This is a genomic window from Chryseobacterium sp. GP-SGM7, from assembly GCF_049166575.1.
GTDB lineage: Bacteria > Bacteroidota > Bacteroidia > Flavobacteriales > Weeksellaceae > Chryseobacterium.
Map to the genome: position 1 here is coordinate 351,312 of NZ_JBMHFF010000002.1, position 20,602 is coordinate 371,913.

Below are 20,602 nucleotides of genomic sequence, written 5' to 3' on the forward strand. Positions count from 1 at the left end.
GTTTCTACAGTCTTTATTACTAATCCATATTCCACCGGTCATGTTTCAAAAACCTAACCAAAATCGGCTCCTTTAAATAAATTAATTGTGAATGATTAAGCTTAAATCTATAAAAGATTCATTTTGAATCAATAAGCTTAAAATTTAATCTGAAAATTACATTGAAAAATATTTTTGACATACAAACCGAAAAAGATTTTTTGACAGCTTGTCTCGAAACTTTCCGTTTTCAATATGAAAATGTTGAGATTTATAGAAAATTTGTAGATTATTTAAAAATAGATCCTCAAAATGTAAATTCTTTGACTAAAATTCCGTTTTTGCCGATTGAAATGTTTAAAAATCATCAGATTTTAAATAAAAATATTTCGGCCGATTTGTTTTTTCAAAGTTCAGGTACAACGCAGATGAATTTGTCTAAACATTTCATTGCAGACGAAAATATTTATCAGGAAAGTATTTACAAAAGTTTCGAACAGTTTATCGGAAAACCTGAAGATTTTATTTTTTTAGGTTTATTGCCAAGTTATTTGGAGAAACAAAACTCATCCCTGATTTACATGGTTGATTATTTAATGAAAAAATCCGGCAAACCAGAAAACGGATATTTTCTCTACAATCACGAAGATTTACTTCAGCTTTTAAACAAATTGAAAGATAAAAAGGTCATTCTTTTTGGAGTTTCTTTTGCGCTTTTAGATTTCTTAGATTATTGTCATTCTGAGCGAAGTGAAGAGTCTTTAAATTCATTAAAGAGTTTAATAGTTATCGAAACTGGCGGAATGAAAGGAAGAAAGGAAGAAATGACCAAAGATGAATTGCTGAAAATTTTACAGAACGGATTTAAAACCGATAGAATTTATTCAGAATATTCCATGACGGAATTGCTTTCTCAGGCGTATTCTTTAGGTGAAAATATTTACCAATGCCCAAACTGGATGCGGGTTTTGATAAGAAATACTGAAGATCCGTTTAATTATGAGAAAGAGGGTAGAACCGGGGCAGTTAATATTATTGATTTGGCAAATATTCATTCTTGTTCATTCATAGCGACTCAGGATTTAGGTAAAACAACAGGCAATAAATTCCAGGTTTTAGGAAGAATTGATCATTCTGATATTCGTGGATGCAGCCTTCTTGTGAGCTGATTCATTTCAATTAGAGCATTTGAGTTGATTTTAACAGAAATTCTGCTTTCATTTGCTGAGTGAAGCGCCTTTGCGAACGAAAAATATTCACAATAATTTTTTAAAAAAATACTGGCGAACTTTTCGTTAAAAATATATTTCATTTTAAAGAGTCATGTTAAAAATAGAAGAACTTGTTCATGCCTACATTCATTCTCAATGTGATTTTGAGAAGGAAATTGTCTTAACCAATCATTTTCAGGCAGATTGGGAAGCCGATATTTTGATTATTAATACTGAAGGTTTCAGTCATGAAATTGAAATCAAGCTTTCGAAAAGTGATTTTAAAAATGATTTTAAAAAGTCTTACGTCAATGCTTCCACGGGAGAAAAATTTCTAAAACACGATAAAATTTGCTGTGGTGATTATATCTGTAATTCTTTCAGTTTTTTGTTGCCAATGGGAATGATTGAACATGCTGTAATTCCCGAACACTGTGGAATTATCGAATTTTATCACAATGTAGATTCCTGGGAAACAGAATTTTATGTAGTTAGAAAACCTAAAACGGTTCATGGAGATTCTTATTGGAAATTAGCCGATAAAGATTTATTTATAAGAAAAATGGCGCTCAATCTTTTGTATAAGAAAATGGAAGTCAAAGGGAAACATGAAGAATTAATTTTTAAAAATCCCTTTGAAATCAAGAAAACAAAATAGAAAATCCTGTCCGATAAAAGGCAGGATTTTATTTTGATACCTGTTGTGCATTTATAAATTTGTTTTACTTCAGTAAGTGAAAAGCCTTTGTTTACCTTTAAAAAAACTTTGTGATTTAAATTCTTTGTTTTCCTTTGCGATAAAATAAACGCAATGTTAAACAAAAGAAACTCAAAAACTATGCTGAAATAAAGTAAAACAAGGGCGCTTCGCTTATCAAAGAAATACAAGTTTTTGATTTTCAGTTTGTTTAATATTTTCTCATAAATGCACAACAGGTTTTGATATAAAATTGTAATTAATTTACTTCAGGTTTTTCCATTAATAAGTTGTAGGTAAATGCTGCAAAAACTCCTCCCAAAACGGGTGCTAAAATAAATAACCACAGTTGAGAAAGTGCTTCTCCACCTGCAAAAATTGCTGGTCCGATACTTCTTGCTGGGTTTACAGAAACTCCTGTGATTTTTATTCCCACGATGTGTATCAATACTAAAGCCAGTCCGATTGCTAAACCGGCAAATCCGCCGTTGATATTTTTTGTAGAAGTTGATCCTAAAATCACCATCAAAAAGATGAATGTGAAAACAAATTCTGCAATGAAAGCAGCCGTCATATTGTAAGCGTCTAAATATCCTGTTCCCCAACCGTTTGATCCTAAAGCCCAGGGTTTCATTTCTGCGCCGGGATGATTGGTGAAAATCAGATACAGAATTCCGGCTCCGATGATGGCTCCGAGAATTTGGGCAATAACGTAACGGATTGCTTCGTCTATTTTCATTCTTCCGGCAGCGACCATTGCGATAGAAATTGCGGGATTAATGTGGCATCCTGAAATATGGCCAATTGCATAAGCCATTGCTACAACGCTTAAACCAAATGCGAAAGAAATCCCCAAAAGCCCGACTCCTGTAGTTCCGTCTGCGCCGGCAATTACTGCGCTTCCGCAACCCATTAAAACCAAGACCATTGTTCCGAACATTTCTGCTACGAATTTTGAAGTTTTTGAAATCATCTCTTAATGTATTTTTAAATTAGAGAGCTAATGTACAAAAATTAATAATTCATTTTTTATATATTTTTAATATTTATAAAATAGCTGTTGTGGTTTATTTCATATTGATAATTAAATTATTTAACATAATTTATAAATTTGTTTTTAATCGTAAATTATTATGACGTTGCATTAAATTAATATCTTTGAGCGTAAGAAAATCAAAATTGTCTGTTATAAAATTCTAAATAGCCTTTCATGAAGAAGTACCTGTTTATAATTCCTATTGTTTTTTCGCATTCTTTTTACAGTCAGAAGTCGATCAAATCTCTTCCTTGTTATGATTTAACAGAAGTTTTGAAGGTTGAGCCAACTGCGCTGTACAAGCCACATTTGGATGCATCACGAAGCTTTAATGTGAACATTCTGAAGAACACTTCGCAGGTGCAGAAATACATCAATAAAGGGAAGTTTCATACAGTTAAAAAATCAGGAAAAGGATTTAAGGTTCAAAAATTAGATTACAGCAGAGCCTATTTGGTTTCAAAAGCAAAATCTATATTAGAAAAAATAGGTTCGAAATTCAGCAAAGAAACCAAAGGTCATACTTTTACGGTTTCTTCGATTACGAGAACGCTTGAAGATCAATGCAGATTAAGAAAAGTAAATTCTAATGCGAGTTTAGGAATCAGCTCACATAACTATGGCAATTCTTTCGATATTTCTTATGTTCGTTTTAATGGGGTTTTAAAAAATAATCCAAAAATGGAGGTTGCTTTGGAGAAGGTTTTAAAATATTATGCCGATGCAGGTAAAATTTTCTATATTAAAGAAAGGCAGCAGAGTTGTTTTCATGTGACGGTGAGGAATTATTAAATTATTCTTATTTATTAAACAGATGTTTGTATAGCATGTGTAGATTCGATAATTTTATCGCTTAAACTTAAAAACCTTTATTAATGCAGAATCTAAACAGAGATCAGTACACGACAGCGGTAGAAGGATGGATGACTTCCAAAACCGATTTAAGAAGTCTTGAAAATCTTTTTCCGGAGAATTATATTTTCAACATCACTCCAGAGCAAGTTGATTGGCTTAAAAAAGCGAATGCCAACAAAGAATTTTGTGCAGAAGTTGGTGTTATCGAAGGCCGATTAAACATCATGCTTTGTCCACTCGATGAAAAAGGAAATAAAATAGCAGTAGGAGAAGTTCCTTACTCTGTGTTCGAACCTTTAGAGCAAGATTTAAAACTGACGGAAATTCAAACTTACACGGTTGTGAAGAATGCGGTTTTGTCGAAAGATATGCGCAAAGTAGATAATGACTCTGATATGTTTATGCCGATTGCAGGAAAACCTGTGATGGAGCAGGATAAAGCGGTAGATTCTATAGAATCTTGGCAGGAAAACGGGCAGGACTGGTTTTATGCTGAATACAAACAAAACGGTGGGAAAAGTATTTTTAATAAATTTTATGTTCCGTTTGATAAGATCACAAAATCCGAATTGGAAGTAAGTTTCGTTTGTTCTTTTGGGTTGAAATATTCTGAAATCTATCAAAAGCAGCTTCCGGCACTTATTTTTATTTCTTTTGTAAAAAATTTAGGAGGAAGTACAGAAACAATTTCGAATACTTTTGATTATGCAAAACCATGTCCTCCGGTTTGCAAAATCCCTGATTTCGGTGAAGGTTAATATCAATGGTAAATTTTTATAAAACATTTTTATTTCTCAACTACGGATTGCTTTTAATAATAGTTTTCCTTATTTTTTGGAAATATATCATTCTAAATAAAAAAGAAAAACAATATGCATTTTATATTGTTTTTCTTTTTCTTGTTGAGTTAATAAGTCTTTTTTTTGCCTACGTCATCGAATTACAAGATACTTCATTCATTTATCCTTATTACATAGCCGGAGAATTTTTACTTCTTACAAGTTTATTTATTAAAAAGCTTGATTTACCAAAGTATTTGTTTGGAATAACTTCGATTGTCGCTTTATTGTTTTTAATTATCAGTCATATTCCTGCAATTACGTTTAATTTTGATGAGGTGAAAGTCGCGTCGAATATTATCATTATTTGTTTTGCCGGATTTACTCTGGTTCAACAGATTAAGAATAATAAAAATATAAGTAGATTTACTCTCATTGATGCCTGTATTTTCTTTTATTATTCGGTTTCGGTATTTGTTTTCATTATTTTTCAACAGCTTCAAAATCTTTCAGAAGATAATTTTTATATGGTTTTGGGAATTAATACAGTGTTGTCGAGTATTTTATACAGTTCATTCATTTATACCTTTTTAAGATTAAAGAAGTAACGCTAAATATCAATTTGCTTGTTTTAATAATCGTCACATTGGCGATTATCGTATTCTTTATATTAGTGCTCTACAAAACATTTATTGATCGAATTATCAGAGAAAAAGATGTACAAAGCAGAGCTGAAATTCAGCATCAGAAACAGTTGGTTTTAGAAAATACCAAAGTTCAGGAAGAAGAACGAAAAAGAATTGCCGTTTCTGTTCATGATGACATCGGAAACCGGTTAAATATTCTTTCTTTATGGCTGAATAATTTGGATATTGAAGATGAGTCTACCTCAGAAGTTATTTCTAATCAGATTTCTGAGTTGATTGACAGTACAAGAAGTATTTCTCACTCTTTATATCCTGTGAATTTAGAAAAATTAGGTTTGATTTTATATATTGAAGAATTAATTACCAATTTATCAGCAAAAATTAACATCGAATTATACGTTTCTTCAAAATACAACCAAAGAGATTTATTTGCCGAAGTTCAGATTTATCGTATTATTCAGGAGTTTACAACCAATGTTATAAAACATTCTACTGCGGATAAGATTGATATTATAATTAAAGATTTTCAAAATTTTACCGGAATTATTATCTTTGATAACGGACAAGGTTTTGATTATGAAAAAGTTAAAAAAGGAATGGGAATCAAAAATATAGAATCCAGAATGAAATCGATGGATGCAGAATTCAAATGGAAAAGTATTATCAATAAAGGAAGCAGATTAATTTTTAAAATTCAGAAAAAACAATGAGTGAGCAAATAAAAATTGCATTGATAGATGATGAGCAGTTGATTCTTGAAGGGGTGAAAATGCTTTTGTCTAAAGAAAAAAACTTTTCGGTGACAATGATGGCAAATGACGGAAATGTTTTTCTTGAAAATCTTGAAACGATTGGAAAAGATAAATTTCCAGATATTGCGTTGGTTGACGTACAAATGCAACCCATGAATGGTTTTGAATTGGTTGGAATTTTAAAAGATAAATATCCCGATTTAAAAATCATCATTCTTTCTTCGCATTACAAAACATCAGTTTTAGGGTATATGGTAAAACTTGGTGTTTCAGCATTTCTACCAAAAAATTCCAACAAAAAAATATTTATTGAAGCGATTACAAAAGTTCATGAGAATGGAATTTTCTTCACCAATGAGGATCACGAAATGCTTCTTTCTTACATGAATAATTCTTCAAAAAAAAAGTCATTGTTTGATATGGAAGACGATCTTTCAGAAAGAGAAAGAGATGTCGTTAAATTAATTTGCCAGGAATTAACCAATAACGAGATTGCCGAAAAACTCTTTATCAGTCCGCGAACGGTAGAAAGTCATCGTCAAAGGGCCATTGAAAAAATTGGTGCAAAAAATACGGTGGGAATCGTAATTTACGCCATCGTTAATAATATTTATGCTCCTGCCTAAAAAGAAATTGATTCCGTAGAAATACGGAATTTTTTATTTACGTGTTTCTACTCATGTTATTTACAGTTTTCGGTCGTTACTTTGTCATGTTCATTCAGAGCAACTACATGAATAACTGATGATTGAAAATTCCTGCTTAATTTCAGAAATTATATTCTAGGCAAACGTTCTTTTTAAAATTTAGCGGGGAGCTGTCATTTAGACGGCTCTTTTTTTATTTTCCTGTCATTCATTTCTTTTCCGTATTTTTGCACCCGAAAAAGATTCACATTCAGTATTCACTTTTAATATTCATTTCAAATGCTTTCGGTTCAGGGTTTAGGATTACATCATTCGGGTAATTATTTATTTCAAAACGTAAATTTTACCATTAAAAAAGATGATAAAATTGGTTTGGTTGGTAAAAACGGAGCGGGAAAATCTACGCTTCTGAAAATGCTTTCCGGAGAAATCACATTCTACGAAGGAAACGTGGTTCCTGAAGGAAATATTACCATCGGATTCCTAAAACAGGATCTTGATTTTGTGAAAGGCAGAACCGTTTGGAACGAAACCATGCAGGCTTTTGAGCAAATTAATGCATGGAAAGATGAATTGGAAGAAATTAATCATCAATTGACGGTAAGAACAGATTACGAAAGTGATGCTTACACCGATTTGATCAACAGAATGACTGATCTGAATGACCTTTTAATGCATCACGATGCGTATAATCTTGAAGGTGATATTGAAAAAGTATTGTTCGGTCTTGGCTTTAAAGCGGATGATTTCCAAAAAATTACCGACGAATTTTCCGGAGGCTGGAGAATGAGAATCGAACTGGCGAAACTTCTTCTTCAGAAAAATGATCTGATGCTTCTCGATGAGCCTACCAATCACCTGGATATGGAATCGATCATCTGGCTAGAAAACTTTTTGAAAGATTATCCGGGAGGAATTCTTTTGGTAAGTCACGATAAGCAGTTTATGACAGCGGTTTGTAACCGTACTTTTGATGTTAACAACAGAAAAGTTGACGATTATAAAGCCAATTATTCTAAATATTTAATCATGCGTGAAGATCGCCGTGAAAAACTGATTCAGGCTAAAAAGAATCAGGATGCGGAAATCAAGCAGATGGAGGATAACATCAATAAATTCCGTGCGAGTGCTACAAAAGCTTCTTTCGCACAATCTCTGATTAAAAAATTAGATAAAATAGAACGTATCGAAGTTGATAATGATGATGTTTCTAAATTTAATATCCGTTTCGTACAGTCTGTTGTTCCCGGAAAAGTTATTTTTGAAGCCGAAAAATTAGGTAAAGCGTACGGTAAAAAACAAATTTTTGATGATGTAGACTTTATCGTTCAGAGAGGAGACAGAATTGCACTTCTTGGTCAAAACGGACAGGGAAAAACGACCCTGGCAAAAATTCTTGCCGGCGATATCAAAGAGTTTTCAGGAAACTGGAATTTAGGACACAACGTCAACATCGGTTATTTTGCACAAAATCAGGAAGAAGTTTTAACTCCAAATAAAACCGTTCAGGAAGAAGCCGAAGATGCAGCAACCGAAGAAACGAGACCGAGAGTTCGTGATTTATTAGGATCTTTCCTTTTCCAGGGTGAAGCAGTAAATAAAAAGACAAAAGTACTTTCCGGAGGTGAAAGAAACCGTTTGGCACTTTGTAAATTGCTTTTGCGCCCGTTCAATGTTTTGATTATGGATGAGCCTACCAATCACCTGGATATTCAGTCTAAAGAGATTATCAAACTGGCTTTGCAAAGATTTGAAGGTACATTGATTGTAATTTCTCACGATAGAGAATTTTTACAGGGATTAAGTGATAAAATCTACGAATTCCGTGACGGGAAAATGAAAGAATTCTTAGGCGACATCAATGAATATCTAGATTTCAGACAAAAAGAATCCATCAGAGAAATTTCTGCCGAAAAAGCAAAACTTCATGGTGAAGAACCCAAAGTTGAGGTAAAGACCAAAAAAGTTGAAGAAAAACCAACAACTGTCAACCAACAACCAACGACCATCGTTAGCAAAGAACAAAAAAGCATTCAGAATAAATTAAAGAAAGTAGAAGAAAAAATCTCAGAATTGGAAACTACCATCGAAAATTTTGAAGCTTCTTTTACCAAAGATAATCCATCAGAAGAAACTTTAGAAAAATACAATAAAACCAAAGAAGAGCTTGATCTTGCGCTGCAGGAATGGGAACATTTGGGAACGCAATTAGATTAATTTCTAAATTTAAAATATTGAAAAGATGGACTTTGGTTCATCTTTTTTTTATTGAAATAAGATTCATGCTTACAAAAAGCTTAATAATTCAAAAATTATGCGATGAGCATTTGCTCCGTAGAAACAATCTGTTAGTAAGAAACGTGTTAACTAAGAGCGACCTGTTAAAAGATTGTGTAAAAAATCGCTCCGTAGGAGTAAAAACCTTTGTAGCATAATTGATAACGATAGGATTTTAGCTCCGTAGGAGCGAAGCCTTTTTAAGATTTAAACAAAAAATTGTATCATAAATATCACAAATCTTTTCTATTGGAATACGATATTGTATTAATAATCTTTTATTAATCAAAAATTAATTTTAATTGAAATCCCTTTCAATAATTTTTTATAATTTTGCCAAATGATTTTCAAGGAAAGCCGACAACTAAAAAGCTTTATCTCAAAACTGATGTTTGGGATTTACTTTTTTGCGCTGTTTTCTTCGAACTTTCACAGCCATGAGTCTTCAGATGTTTTTATAGGTTTTAATTTTAAAAAATCTGAGAATACTATTTCAAAATCTGAAGCGAAAGAAAAAGCCGGCGACTGTTTGGCCTGTCATTTCTTAGCAACAGGCAATACGTTAGTTCCGGACGAATTTAATTTCACTTTGATCAAACACGCTCATGAAGCAGAGCAGGTTTTTGCTGTACAGGAAAAAATATGGTCACAGACAAAATTCTCCTTTCAACTTCGGGGACCTCCCGCAATTTCATAATCAATAGATTCTTTTATGGATTTTTTTGCTTTAAATTTTTCAAGATTTGAATGATTTTAAAAGCGTATAGTTTAATTAAATAATCCTGTTTTTTAACCATTAAGGTTAATTTAGGATTTAAGTTTTATTAAGGAAAACCATATAGATTTTTTAAGTATGTCTAAAAAGCAAAGCGTAACTTAATTATTCTAAACTGCTTAAATAAATCTTAATGGTTCAAATTTGAGCGTAAAGATTTAAAATTTAATTAAAAAAATCCAATTCAAAATTTTAACGAAATGTATTTTTTAAGTTTATCATTACTCGTAATGAAAAGCTTAAAACGTACGCAATCAATCTATTTTACAATGAAATTGATATATAGTGTTCTGCTTATCCTTTGCGGATTTGCAATGACAAACGCACAGAAAACTTACACAGTTGAAGGAACTGTTCAGGATTTCCACGATAAAACCATGCTCGACAATGCAGTGGTGACAATAGGAAATTTTACAGCTAAAACTGATAAAAAGGGCAAGTTTTCATTTAAAAATATTCCTTCCGGGAATTATCTACTCATTGCAAAGCATCCTGATTGTAATGATTATACTGAAAATGTAGGAGTTACACAGGATCTTCAGCTATCAATTACCTTAGAGCATCACGTTCAGGATATTGAAACGGTGACTATTCACGGAAATCATAAAAGCAATGGCTCTTTAATTGTAAAAATACTTGACAAATCTGAGATAGAAAGAAATTCTACAGATAATCTTGGGAATTTGCTTTCAAAAATTTCAGGAGTTTCAGCGTTGAAGACCGGAAATAATATTTCAAAACCTATTATTCATGGGCTTTATGGAAGTAGAATCTCTATTTTAAATAACGGAGTGAAACTTGCTGAGCAGGAATGGGGAGTAGAACATGCACCGAATGTTGATATTAATAATTTTCAACATATTGATGTTATAAAAGGAGCATCAGCGTTGAAATACGGAAGCGATGCAATAGGTGGAGTTGTCGTAATGGAGCCTGAAATTTTCCCTAAAAAAGATACGATAAAAGGCTCAGTTGGTCTTTCGGGGATCTCCAATGGTCGAGGTTTGGCTCTTGACGCAGATGTTGCCAAAGTCTGGAAAAATGGTTGGGCCATAAAATCGGGTGGAAGCATCAAAAAATTGGGCGACCAAAGTGCTCCGAATTATAACCTGAAAAATACAGGAATGGATTTTTCTTCTTTCAATTTCACCGTTCAGAATAATACATATGAAAAAGGAATTTCATTTGATTATTATTTAACGAACCAGAATATTGGGATTTTGAGAGATTCTCACGTTTCTACAACGGGAGATTATGATAGAGCGATGACTGCAGGTATTCCTGTTTATTCGGGAAATTTCAGTTATGATATTGACAATCCGAGACAGGTTATCGAGCATCATATTGCAAAAATTTCGGCTTTTAAAAGATTTTCAACTATCGGAAAACTGTCTGCAACGTACAGCTATCAATACAATCACAGACAGGAATACGATATCAGAAGAGGTGAGCTAAAAGATATACCTTCTCTCGATTTGGAACTGATGACGCATCAGTTTAATATTAATGACTTGTTGGAAAGAGAAAAATGGTCTCTTGAAACGGGATTTGATGGCGGTTTTCAAAACAATTATTCAGATCCTGCTACAAAAGCCAGACGTTTGATTCCTAATTATGACAAATATTCTGCAGGTGCATATTCGATTTTTAAATATAAAATTGCCGACCATTTTAATGCAGAAGCAGGCGCAAGATATGATTTCGCACGTTATGACGTTACCAAATGGTATGACACCAGCGATTGGGAGTCAAGATATGCTGATCTATTTCCCGAATTTTATGTGAAAACTAATCAAAACAGAACTTTAACGCGCCCTCAATTGAATTATAACAATATTTCTTTCAATGCAGGTTTGGAATATCATCCGAGTTCAATGTTTGATCTCAAATTTAATTATGCGAAAGTGGGAAGATCTCCGAATATTGCAGAACTCTTTTCTGACGGACTGCATCATTCTGCCGGAATCATAGAAACCGGAGATATGGGATTAAAAAATGAACAGGGACATCAGTTTAATTTAACGGTAGATTCAAAATTTAATGTTTTGAGAGGTTTAAATATTTCTGTAAACCCATATTTTTTCATGACTAAAAATTTCATCAATGAAGTTCCGGTAGGAATTAAAGGAACAATTCGGGGAGTTTTCCCGGAATGGGCATATCAACAGATTGATGCAAAGATGTATGGTGTGGATCTGGATGTTCTTTTTAAAATTACAGATGATCTTACCTACGTTGGAAAAGGAAGCTACGTTTACGGACAGGACGAAACCAACAACGAACCATTAATTTTAATGATGCCTCCGAATTTTTCCAATGCATTGCAATTCAAAAAAGAAAAATGGAATAATTTCTATTTTACGATAGAAAACCAAACGTTTTTAAAACAAAACAGATTCCCGATCAGAAATGCCGATTTGGAAATCTATGTTGATGGCGAACTGACCAATAAAACAATAGATTTCAGTACACCTCCAAACGGATATTCACTCTTGAATATTCAGACGGGCGTGAACATCAGCAAAAATCTTTCAGCGGGTCTTATCGTCAACAACCTCTTCAATACTTCATACAGAGATTATCTTAATCGTTTAAGATTCTTTGCAGATGAGGCAGGAAGAAACTTTATTTTAAACTTTAGATACAGATTCTAAAGACTCAACAAATTATTTAATTAAAATTTCACAATCTTAAATTTATCAAAATGAACAAATTTTTCAATACAAAAAATATTATTAAATTATTAGCCGTTTTATTCATCACCATTACAGTTGTTTCTTGCCAGAGAGATGGTTCGGCAGACGAAGATGATCTTCCACAGGAAGAATTAACTAATATTGTTCTGCTGGTTACGGAAGATGGAACAACGACTACAATACCTTACGATTATAGTATTGGAGCTGGAGGAATTCCTACAATTCCTTTGAAAAATGGAAAAACCTATACTGTTGAAGCACAATTCAGAAACGGAAATGAGGATGCTACAGGTGAAATTATTAGTGCTAAAGATGAGCATTTCCTTATTTTTGATTTTCCGAAATCTAATATCAATATCACAAGATTAAATGGGAACGATCTTAGAAATGACGGAAAAAGAGTTGGATTGAAAACAAAATGGGAAGTTGTAAATGTGGTGAATTCTCCATCACCTTTCTTGAAATTAGATTTAATTCATTCTCCTCAAAGTGTAAACGATGCCAAATCAGGAACAGCATGGGGAAGTGTAGTAGGTGGAGAAACCGATGCCGAAGCAACCTATAATCTTACCAACTAATTAAACCTTTGATTTGTACTAAAAATATGATACAGATTTTAGAGACTAAATACCTTTAGATTATTATAAAACCACTGAAAATTTCGGTGGTTTTACATTTATACCATTTTGGTGACGAAGAATTTATCTTTAATGATTCATTTTAATAAAAAATTCATATTTTTGCAACCTAAAATTTTAATCAATAATGAAGGTTACCGCAAAAAACCATGATGATGTAAGTGCATTGCTTACAGTAACATTGGAGAAATCTGACTACAAAGAAAAAGTAGAAAAGCAATTGATTAATTATGCTAAAAACGCACAGGTTCCTGGTTTCAGAAAAGGAAAAGTGCCTTTGAGTATGGTTAGAAAGCAATATGAAGCAGGGATTGCATTCGAAGAAATCAACAAACAAGTTTCTGATGCTTTAAATAACTATATCAACGAAAACAAACTGAGATTAGTTGGTCAGCCGGTTCCGCAACCTGTAAATGATTTCAATCATAACGCAGAGAAATTGGAAGTAGCTTTCGAAGTAGGTTATGAGCCCGATTTTACAATCGACCTGGCTAAATATGAAGCTCCTCACTACAAAGTTTCTGCTTCAGATAAAGAAATCAACAAGAGCATAGAAAATATGCAGAAGCGTTTTGCAGAGCAGGTTCCGCAAGATAAAATCACTAAAGATTCTTACATCAACTTCGAGATTACTCAGGTTGTAGAAGAAGGTGCAGAAGGAGAGCACAACCACGCTCCGAAAATAGCTACCATTACTGCTGAAAACAAAGCAGCTTTCAAATTGCTTAAAGGTTTGAAAATGGATGAGTCTGTGAAAGTTTCTAAAGAAACTCTTGCTTCAGACGAAGATTTGGCTAAAGAATTAGGTTTTGCTAAAGAAGAAGTTGAGCATTTACACCACGCTGAAGTTGAAGTGAAAGTAAAAGATTTCTATTCTTTAAACCTTGCAGAACTAAACCAGGAGCTTTTTGATAAAGTTTACGGTGAAGGAAACATCAAAACTGAGGAAGAACTTAAAGAAAAGGTAAAAACTGAATTAGACGAGTATTTCCAGCAGAATGCAGACGTACACTTTGTAAATAAAGTATTGGAGCAGGTTTCTGAGAAAGAAGAAGTAAAACTTCCTGAAGCATTCTTAACGAAATGGTTAATCTTCTCTAACCAGAACATTCAGTCTGAAGAGCAGGCTCAGGCAATTCTTGAAGCTGAAAAAACTCAATTGAAATATCAGATCATCGAAGGTAAATTGATGTCTGATAATGAGATCCAGTTAGATTATGCTGATGTTTTGGCACAAGCTGAGCAATTGGTAAAAAATCAATTGGCAATCTACGGAATTCACCATTTAGGGGATGAAGAAGTTCAGAAATATGCTGCTGAAATGTTGAAAGATCAAGAGCAGGTAAGACAAATTTCTTCTGAAGTAGCAATGGCGAAGTTGAAAGACGTTATCCTAGAAAAAGCAACTAAAAAGGAAACTGAAATCTCTCACGACGAGTTTTTAGAAGAATTGAAGAAATAATTTATTTTAAATAAATATTTTAACCCCTTTCAGGAAATTGAAAGGGGTTTGTTTTTTAGACTTAGAATTTATATTATCTATGAGTTTAAATGGAGAAAAAAAATGAAAAATCTGGAGTGAAAAACTTTCTTGGAAATGGAAGTCTTAACTTAAATCCAGAGCGGGAGAAAATATATGAATTTGAGGAAAACTGAAAGATGTAGAACTGGAGCGAAATATAAAAAAAATGCACTTTTTCTAAGATCTGTTAATAAAAATATTAATTCATTAAAAAATCATAAACCGCCTTTTTGTGAATGAAAAATATAAGTGGTTTTATAAGTTGGTTTCGGCAGTTACTCCAAATGGGAAAGCAGATTATTTTAAATAAATTCCTTAGGTAAAGAATCCAACTAGCCTCAACATATTTCGCTTTAAATATATTATTGATGGCGTAAAAATTCCGCTAGAGACAAATTCTTCATGACATAAAATATATCGAATAAATTATGCAGAAACCTATATTCTGAAGTAAGTTTAATTTTTTACATGAATGGCAGTAAATGATAATAATTAATAATTAAGTTTTAAGAGTTCGTTTGTCATTCCGGAAGAATCTAAATCGCTTTATTTCAGAATGTTTAGATTCTTCCGGAATGACAAAATGACTGCAGATTTTAGAATTGTTATTAAAACGGACATTCTTTTTATAATAAAGAGGTGCTCAATATACAAATAAGGTATTTGTAAAAACAATTGAATCTTACAGTAACAAACTTATTTCCAAAGGAAAGATAGAACTGGAAATTTTTGAATGTATAGTAATTTAATGTAAAAAAAACCTTCACTCTAATATAGAAAACAATTGAAGAATTTAACAATCAAAAAATTGAATTAAAATACTGCTTAACTAATGCTAGAATTTTATTTACATATCCTATTATTGTTCACTAAAAAGCGTGATTGAGCAGATGAATAATAAGATGATCATTCGTAAGTCTTGTGAACCTTACGAAATAAGAGAACCTTTGAAATGCCGAAGTATTTTTCGTACGGATCAATTCATATCATATCATTAATATGATTATCTTTACTGCTTTAATTTTAATATGGGAAATCAAAACATATTCTAAGGAGAATAAAAGGGTTTCTTTAAGCTTTAAACAAATAAATAATTAATATGAAAAAGATCATCATTCCGTTTTTCTGTGCAGCACTGCTTACTGCTTCAGTCAATATCAATGCGCAAACAGCAGCGGCAACAGCTTCGGCAGCTGTAAAATCTTCACTTTCACCTAAGCAGGTCATTGATAAATATATTGATGCATTAGGCGGAAAAACAAAACTGGAATCTGTAAAAAGTACCATCACCGAAAATACAATGTCTGTACAGGGCATGGAAATCTCTATGAATACCAAAAAAATGGGTAACAAATTCAAATCGGTACAGTCTGTAATGGGACAGGAAGTTACGCAGATGTTTGATGGCGAGAAAGGTTATATGAACCAGATGGGTAACAAAAGTGATCTTCCCGCTAACGTTATTCCGGAGTTGAAAAAAGGGAGAACAGTAGATGCATTAGGATATGATGCAGCCAACTTTAAAGAAGTTACTGTAGAAAAAATAGATGGTAAAGATTATAATGTGCTGTCTTCAGATAAAGGCAAATTCTATTTTGATACCACTACGGGTCTTCTATATAAATCTAACTCAGGAATGGGTGACGCTGTTATAAAATCTTATCTTACCGTAGACGGAATCAAGTTTCCTGGCGATATCGAAGCAGAAGGAAACGGCCAGAAAGTGTCTATCAAAACCACAAAGGTAACGGTGAATTCTGGAGTTACCGATGCTGATTTTAAATAATCCTTATTAAATACATATTAAAAGCCGGTTTTTGCCGGCTTTTCTGTTTTTAAAACTTTAACGCAAGTTTAACTAAAATGGAAGGGATAAAATTTCTTGGGGTTGTGATAAATATTTAATTTTATCTCCGAGAAAAGATTTAAAATCAAATTGTATGAAAAAAATTTTATCGTCAGTAGCGGCCATTGTATTAATGTCATCTACGGCTTTTGCACAGAACATTCCGATGGATGCTTCTGTAAGAACGGGTACTCTTCCAAACGGAATGAAGTACTACATCAAAAAAAATACACTGCCTGAGAAAAAAGTAGACTTCAGACTGGCCATCAACGCCGGCTCGATCCTTGAAGACGAAAACCAAAGAGGTCTTGCTCACTTTATGGAGCACATGAACTTCAACGGAACCAAAAACTTCCCCGATAACAAGTTGGTAGATTATCTACAGTCGATCGGAGTAAAATTCGGGCAACACCTTAATGCGTATACGAGTTTCGACGAGACTGTTTACATGCTTCCTGTTCCTCTGGACAAGCCGGGTAATCTTGATTCCGGCTTGAAAGTAATGGAAGACTGGGCCTTCAACGCAACACTTACCGATGAGCAGATTAATAAAGAAAGAGGCGTTGTTTTGGAAGAATTAAGACTGGGTTTAGGAGCTGACAAAAGAATGTCGGATAAATATCTTCCTAAATTATTATACAAATCTCAATATGCAAACAGATTACCCATCGGTAAAAAAGAGGTTCTTGAGAACTTTAAGCCCGATGTCATCAGACAGTTTCACAAAGACTGGTACAGACCAGATTTGATGGCGATTGTTGTGGTTGGAGACATTAATGTAGATGAGGTAGAAAAGAAGATTAAAGATAATTTCGGCAAATATAAAAATCCTGCGAAGCCAAGAGAAAGAAAAACTTTTGATCTTCCGAACCATACAGAAACTCTGGTGGCGATTGAAACCGATCCGGATGCTACCAATTCTATGGTTCAGTTTATCATGAAAGATGCAGATTCTTATCAGCCGGATGTTACCGTAGAGCAGTACAATCAAAGCATGATTGAGAACCTTTCAACCCAAATGCTGAACAACAGACTGAGAGAACTGGTGAATTCAAACAATCCTCCTTTTACTTTTGGATCGGTCTATCATGGCGGAACGTATGCAAGAACTAAAGAAGCTTTCCAGGGATTTGCCATGGTAAAAGAAGGCAATCAGATCAGCGCATTGAAAGTTCTTCTGGAAGAAACGGAGAGAGCAAAAAGATTTGGCTTTACACAGGGTGAATTAGACAGAGCAAAATCTCAGATCATGTCTAATTTGGAAAGATCTTACAACAACCGCGACAAGACTGAAAGCGATATGCTGGTAGATGAATATGTGAGAAACTTCCTTGAGCAGGAACCAATGCCCGGAATTGCCTGGGAATATGAAGATGCCAAGAAGTTTTTACCAACAGTTACATTGGCTCAGACAAACGAGGTGATCAAGAAAATGGTAAAAGACGACAGCAGAGTAATCGTGATTACAGGTCCTAAAAAGGATAATGTAACCATGCCTACAGAAGCCTTGGTTCTAAAAACTTTTGATGATGTAAAATTGGCCGATCTTAAACCTTACGAGGAAAAGGCAACTCTCAAAAATTTAGTAAAACCTTTCAAATCTGAAGGTAAAATTGCTAAAACAGAAACCGATGCCAGATTAGGAACTACAACGTGGACTCTAAGCAACGGTGCAAAAGTTACTTTTAAAAAGACCGACTTCAAAGATGATGAAATCGTATTCTCAGCAAGAAGTTTAGGGGGAAATTCATTATTAAATGATTCAGATTACAACAAAACACAATTCGCTTACCAGGCTCTTACTGAAGCGGGGGTTGCAGGAGCTTCTAAAGCAGATCTTACCAATTATTTAGCTGGAAAACAAGTGAATGTAAATCCTTTTATCAGCAGTACTTTGGAAGGGATATCAGGAAGAACCAACCAAAAAGATTTGGGAACTGCAATGGAATTGCTCTATGCTTATTTTACAAGTTTAAATTACAGCCCGGAAGCATTTAATGCCTACAAAGTAAAGCAGTCTGCCATGTTGGATAATATTTTGTCTAATCCGCAAACTTATTTTGCCAATGAGCACGCTAAATTTACGAATCAGAAAAACCCAAGATTCATTGGTATTCTTCCGTTGGAGAAAGATTGGGCAGCTACAGATTACAAAAAAGCGTACGATATTTACAAAGAGAAATTTGCCAACGCAGGAAACTTCCATTTCTATTTTGTAGGAAATATCGATGAAGCTAAATTTAAAAATGAAGTTTTACAATACATCGCAAGTTTGCCGACTACAGGAAAATCTACAAATTTCAGAGATACAGGATACCGAGGAATAACAGGTGATCACACCAGAGTATACAAGAAAGGTAAAGATCCGAAGAGTATGGTGCAAATCGTTTATTCGGGAGAAACTCCTTACAACGAGAAAGAAGCTTTGGCGCTTTCAGCTTTAGGTGAAGTGGCGACAATCAAGGTTATCGAAAAATTGAGAGAAGACGAAAGCGGAATTTATGGTGGTGGAGCAAGAGGTTACATAGGGAAAGTTCCTTACGGAAGTTATTCATTCAGCTTAAGTTTCCCTTGCGGGCCGGAAAATGCTGAGAAATTAACGAAAAGTGCCATCGCTGAACTTCAGAAGTTAATTGATAAAGGTCCTGAACAAAAAGATCTTGACAAGTACAAAGAAGGAGAGCTGAATGACTATAAAACAGACATCAAAGACAACTCCTACTGGATGAGCGCAATCTCTAAAAATCAGCTGGATGGAAGTGATAAATACGAAATCCTGAATTATCAGGATAAAGTAAAAGCATTAACTGTAAAAGATCTGCAGGATGCCGCTAAAAAATATCTTACCAAAAACAGAGTAGTGGCAACTCTAATGCCTGAAGACGGTTGGGAAGCTAATGCAAAACCAACAGCTAACGCTGTAAAATAATAATCTTAGTCGATTACATATAATGAAAACCACCGCAGGAATTTTTCTGCGGTGGTTTGTTTTTATTTGACACTGAATTCCTTTTCTTTACCATTTTTCACACTCCAGTAATAATTGTTATCATGAGAGTTTTCGTATCCTATCATTTCGCCTCCTTCATAAACGATATATGCATTTTTATGCTTATCATAATAAATATTAGTATATTCTATCGGAACAATAATTTCATTTTTCGAATTGACAATTCCCCATTTACCACCAGTTAAGGAAATTTCTTCTTTTTCACGATCAATTTTAAAAATAAATGTACCCAGACCAACTTTAAAATGATCATCATGGATCTGCTGTATTTTATCATAAATGTTGGGAATACAAATTTCGCCATCAGCATTTATTAAGCCATATTTACCTTCATCTGTTATAAATCCGTCTCCAAAAATCCCGTTTTTTTCATAAAAATCATCACCGCCGTCGATATAATCCGTAACGGTTATAAATTTTCTTACGTGATAAAGCGAAAGATCATAAAGGCGTGAAGTGGGATAGATCAAATCGAAGTCAAGTTTTATTTTTTCTCCTGAACAAATATCTAAATGATAATATGTTTCAGATCCTTTGATGATAATTTTATTATTATAAATTTCTTTAAAAATAATTTCTGAAGATCCTATGTCGAAGATGATTTCTTCTTTTTCATTAATTAATAATTGTTTGGAAGAAGACGATATTTTTACAACAAAAAGGTTTTTTCTTAACGCCGAAAAAACACTGTATTTTGCAGGAATCTGTATTTCAAATGCAAAGTCGAGTAATCCGTATAAATGACTGAATGAAAAATAAATATTCCCGAAGGGGTCAAAATTAAGAAAATCAACATCTCTCAACTCTCTGATGACATCTCCTTCTGTATTAAAAATAGTGGAAATATTGCGACGGGAATAAGATTGATTTTTACAGACAACAGCTTCAATAATTTTATATCGAGGATGAAAACCTATAGCATCATAAATACATTCTGCAATAATAGAATACTGATGACTTTCTTTATCATATTTTAAAGCGCCCCATTTTTCATTTGATGACTTAAAAACAAAGATATTCTCATAGTTTTTATAACTATCATCATATATCACAGAATACTTTTTTCTTATAAATTCGGGAAGTTTATTGTAAATCTGCTGCAGTGGCTCGGGCTGAGAGTCATCATATTCTTCTCCGTTATTTTTCATGTTTATTTTTAAGTTTTATTACTTTTCTCCTTTAAAAAAGGAAATATAATCAGCTCACACACGAAAAGATGCCTTAAAATATGGAAT

16 protein-coding genes are annotated in these 20,602 nt (G+C 33.3%); 14 read left to right on the forward strand and 2 right to left on the reverse strand.

The window, feature by feature from the left end; all coding sequences use genetic code 11:
- The first annotated feature begins 161 nt into the window (after nucleotides 1-161).
- Nucleotides 162-1,148: an acyl transferase gene (locus tag ACOOWA_RS10385; protein WP_421375038.1), complete on the forward strand. Its 987-nt coding sequence runs from the start codon at nucleotides 162-164 to the stop codon at nucleotides 1,146-1,148.
- 154 nt (nucleotides 1,149-1,302) lie between these two features.
- A complete protein-coding gene (locus ACOOWA_RS10390; RefSeq protein ID WP_421375039.1) occupies nucleotides 1,303-1,848 on the forward strand; it encodes a hypothetical protein in 546 nt (181 codons plus the stop codon).
- A gap of 298 nt (nucleotides 1,849-2,146) precedes the next feature.
- Here the strand turns inward: ACOOWA_RS10390 and aqpZ are convergent, their stop codons facing one another.
- Nucleotides 2,147-2,860 carry an aquaporin Z gene (gene aqpZ, locus ACOOWA_RS10395; protein WP_421375041.1) on the reverse strand — a complete coding sequence of 238 codons (714 nt, stop codon included), beginning with the start codon at nucleotides 2,858-2,860 and terminating at the stop codon, nucleotides 2,147-2,149.
- A 237-nt stretch (nucleotides 2,861-3,097) separates the two neighbouring features.
- Between aqpZ and ACOOWA_RS10400 the strand changes: the two genes are divergently transcribed.
- From ACOOWA_RS10400 to ACOOWA_RS10455, 12 genes are all read left to right on the forward strand, one after another.
- On the forward strand, nucleotides 3,098-3,715 hold the full coding sequence (locus ACOOWA_RS10400) for a DUF5715 family protein (RefSeq protein WP_421375042.1): 618 nt from the start codon (nucleotides 3,098-3,100) through the stop codon (nucleotides 3,713-3,715).
- Between the two features lie 83 nt (nucleotides 3,716-3,798).
- Nucleotides 3,799-4,536, forward strand: coding sequence for a hypothetical protein (locus ACOOWA_RS10405; RefSeq protein WP_421375043.1), 738 nt, complete (start codon nucleotides 3,799-3,801; stop codon nucleotides 4,534-4,536).
- Nucleotides 4,537-4,583: 47 nt separating this feature from the next.
- The gene (locus ACOOWA_RS10410; RefSeq protein ID WP_421375045.1) at nucleotides 4,584-5,165 is read left to right on the forward strand and encodes a hypothetical protein; all 582 of its coding nucleotides are present in this window, start codon (nucleotides 4,584-4,586) and stop codon (nucleotides 5,163-5,165) included.
- Between the two features lie 14 nt (nucleotides 5,166-5,179).
- A complete protein-coding gene (locus tag ACOOWA_RS10415; protein ID WP_421375046.1) occupies nucleotides 5,180-5,914 on the forward strand; it encodes a sensor histidine kinase in 735 nt (244 codons plus the stop codon).
- Entirely contained in the window at nucleotides 5,911-6,582 is a 672-nt protein-coding gene (locus ACOOWA_RS10420) for a response regulator transcription factor (RefSeq protein ID WP_421375048.1), read from the forward strand. The genes ACOOWA_RS10415 and ACOOWA_RS10420 overlap by 4 nt, the downstream gene beginning before the upstream one ends.
- A 300-nt stretch (nucleotides 6,583-6,882) precedes the next feature.
- The gene (locus ACOOWA_RS10425) at nucleotides 6,883-8,820 is read left to right on the forward strand and encodes an ABC-F family ATP-binding cassette domain-containing protein (RefSeq protein ID WP_421375050.1); all 1,938 of its coding nucleotides are present in this window, start codon (nucleotides 6,883-6,885) and stop codon (nucleotides 8,818-8,820) included.
- 400 nt (nucleotides 8,821-9,220) lie between these two features.
- Nucleotides 9,221-9,577: a hypothetical protein gene (locus tag ACOOWA_RS10430; protein ID WP_421375052.1), complete on the forward strand. Its 357-nt coding sequence runs from the start codon at nucleotides 9,221-9,223 to the stop codon at nucleotides 9,575-9,577.
- 347 nt (nucleotides 9,578-9,924) lie between these two features.
- Nucleotides 9,925-12,309: a TonB-dependent receptor gene (locus ACOOWA_RS10435; RefSeq protein ID WP_421375054.1), complete on the forward strand. Its 2,385-nt coding sequence runs from the start codon at nucleotides 9,925-9,927 to the stop codon at nucleotides 12,307-12,309.
- Nucleotides 12,310-12,359: 50 nt separating this feature from the next.
- Nucleotides 12,360-12,929, forward strand: coding sequence for a hypothetical protein (locus ACOOWA_RS10440; protein WP_421375056.1), 570 nt, complete (start codon nucleotides 12,360-12,362; stop codon nucleotides 12,927-12,929).
- Nucleotides 12,930-13,116: 187 nt separating this feature from the next.
- Complete coding sequence (locus ACOOWA_RS10445) at nucleotides 13,117-14,451, forward strand: trigger factor (protein ID WP_421375057.1); 1,335 nt, start codon at nucleotides 13,117-13,119, stop codon at nucleotides 14,449-14,451.
- Between the two features lie 1,159 nt (nucleotides 14,452-15,610).
- Complete coding sequence (locus ACOOWA_RS10450) at nucleotides 15,611-16,297, forward strand: hypothetical protein (protein WP_421375059.1); 687 nt, start codon at nucleotides 15,611-15,613, stop codon at nucleotides 16,295-16,297.
- Between the two features lie 154 nt (nucleotides 16,298-16,451).
- A complete protein-coding gene (locus ACOOWA_RS10455) occupies nucleotides 16,452-19,286 on the forward strand; it encodes a M16 family metallopeptidase (protein WP_421375060.1) in 2,835 nt (944 codons plus the stop codon).
- A gap of 62 nt (nucleotides 19,287-19,348) precedes the next feature.
- Here the strand turns inward: ACOOWA_RS10455 and ACOOWA_RS10460 are convergent, their stop codons facing one another.
- Nucleotides 19,349-20,515 carry a hypothetical protein gene (locus tag ACOOWA_RS10460; protein ID WP_421375062.1) on the reverse strand — a complete coding sequence of 389 codons (1,167 nt, stop codon included), beginning with the start codon at nucleotides 20,513-20,515 and terminating at the stop codon, nucleotides 19,349-19,351.
- Nucleotides 20,516-20,602 lie beyond the last annotated feature (87 nt).

Coding starts and splice junctions, on each gene's coding strand:
- ACOOWA_RS10455 (WP_421375060.1), top strand. CDS start 16,452: ATGAAAAAAATTTTATCGTCAGTAGCGGCCATTGTATTAATGTCATCT.
- ACOOWA_RS10460 (WP_421375062.1), bottom strand. CDS start 20,515: ATGAAAAATAACGGAGAAGAATATGATGACTCTCAGCCCGAGCCACTG.
- ACOOWA_RS10435 (WP_421375054.1), top strand. CDS start 9,925: ATGAAATTGATATATAGTGTTCTGCTTATCCTTTGCGGATTTGCAATG.
- ACOOWA_RS10430 (WP_421375052.1), top strand. CDS start 9,221: ATGATTTTCAAGGAAAGCCGACAACTAAAAAGCTTTATCTCAAAACTG.
- ACOOWA_RS10405 (WP_421375043.1), top strand. CDS start 3,799: ATGCAGAATCTAAACAGAGATCAGTACACGACAGCGGTAGAAGGATGG.
- aqpZ (WP_421375041.1), bottom strand. CDS start 2,860: ATGATTTCAAAAACTTCAAAATTCGTAGCAGAAATGTTCGGAACAATG.
- ACOOWA_RS10445 (WP_421375057.1), top strand. CDS start 13,117: ATGAAGGTTACCGCAAAAAACCATGATGATGTAAGTGCATTGCTTACA.
- ACOOWA_RS10450 (WP_421375059.1), top strand. CDS start 15,611: ATGAAAAAGATCATCATTCCGTTTTTCTGTGCAGCACTGCTTACTGCT.
- ACOOWA_RS10420 (WP_421375048.1), top strand. CDS start 5,911: ATGAGTGAGCAAATAAAAATTGCATTGATAGATGATGAGCAGTTGATT.
- ACOOWA_RS10400 (WP_421375042.1), top strand. CDS start 3,098: ATGAAGAAGTACCTGTTTATAATTCCTATTGTTTTTTCGCATTCTTTT.
- ACOOWA_RS10440 (WP_421375056.1), top strand. CDS start 12,360: ATGAACAAATTTTTCAATACAAAAAATATTATTAAATTATTAGCCGTT.
- ACOOWA_RS10425 (WP_421375050.1), top strand. CDS start 6,883: ATGCTTTCGGTTCAGGGTTTAGGATTACATCATTCGGGTAATTATTTA.
- ACOOWA_RS10390 (WP_421375039.1), top strand. CDS start 1,303: ATGTTAAAAATAGAAGAACTTGTTCATGCCTACATTCATTCTCAATGT.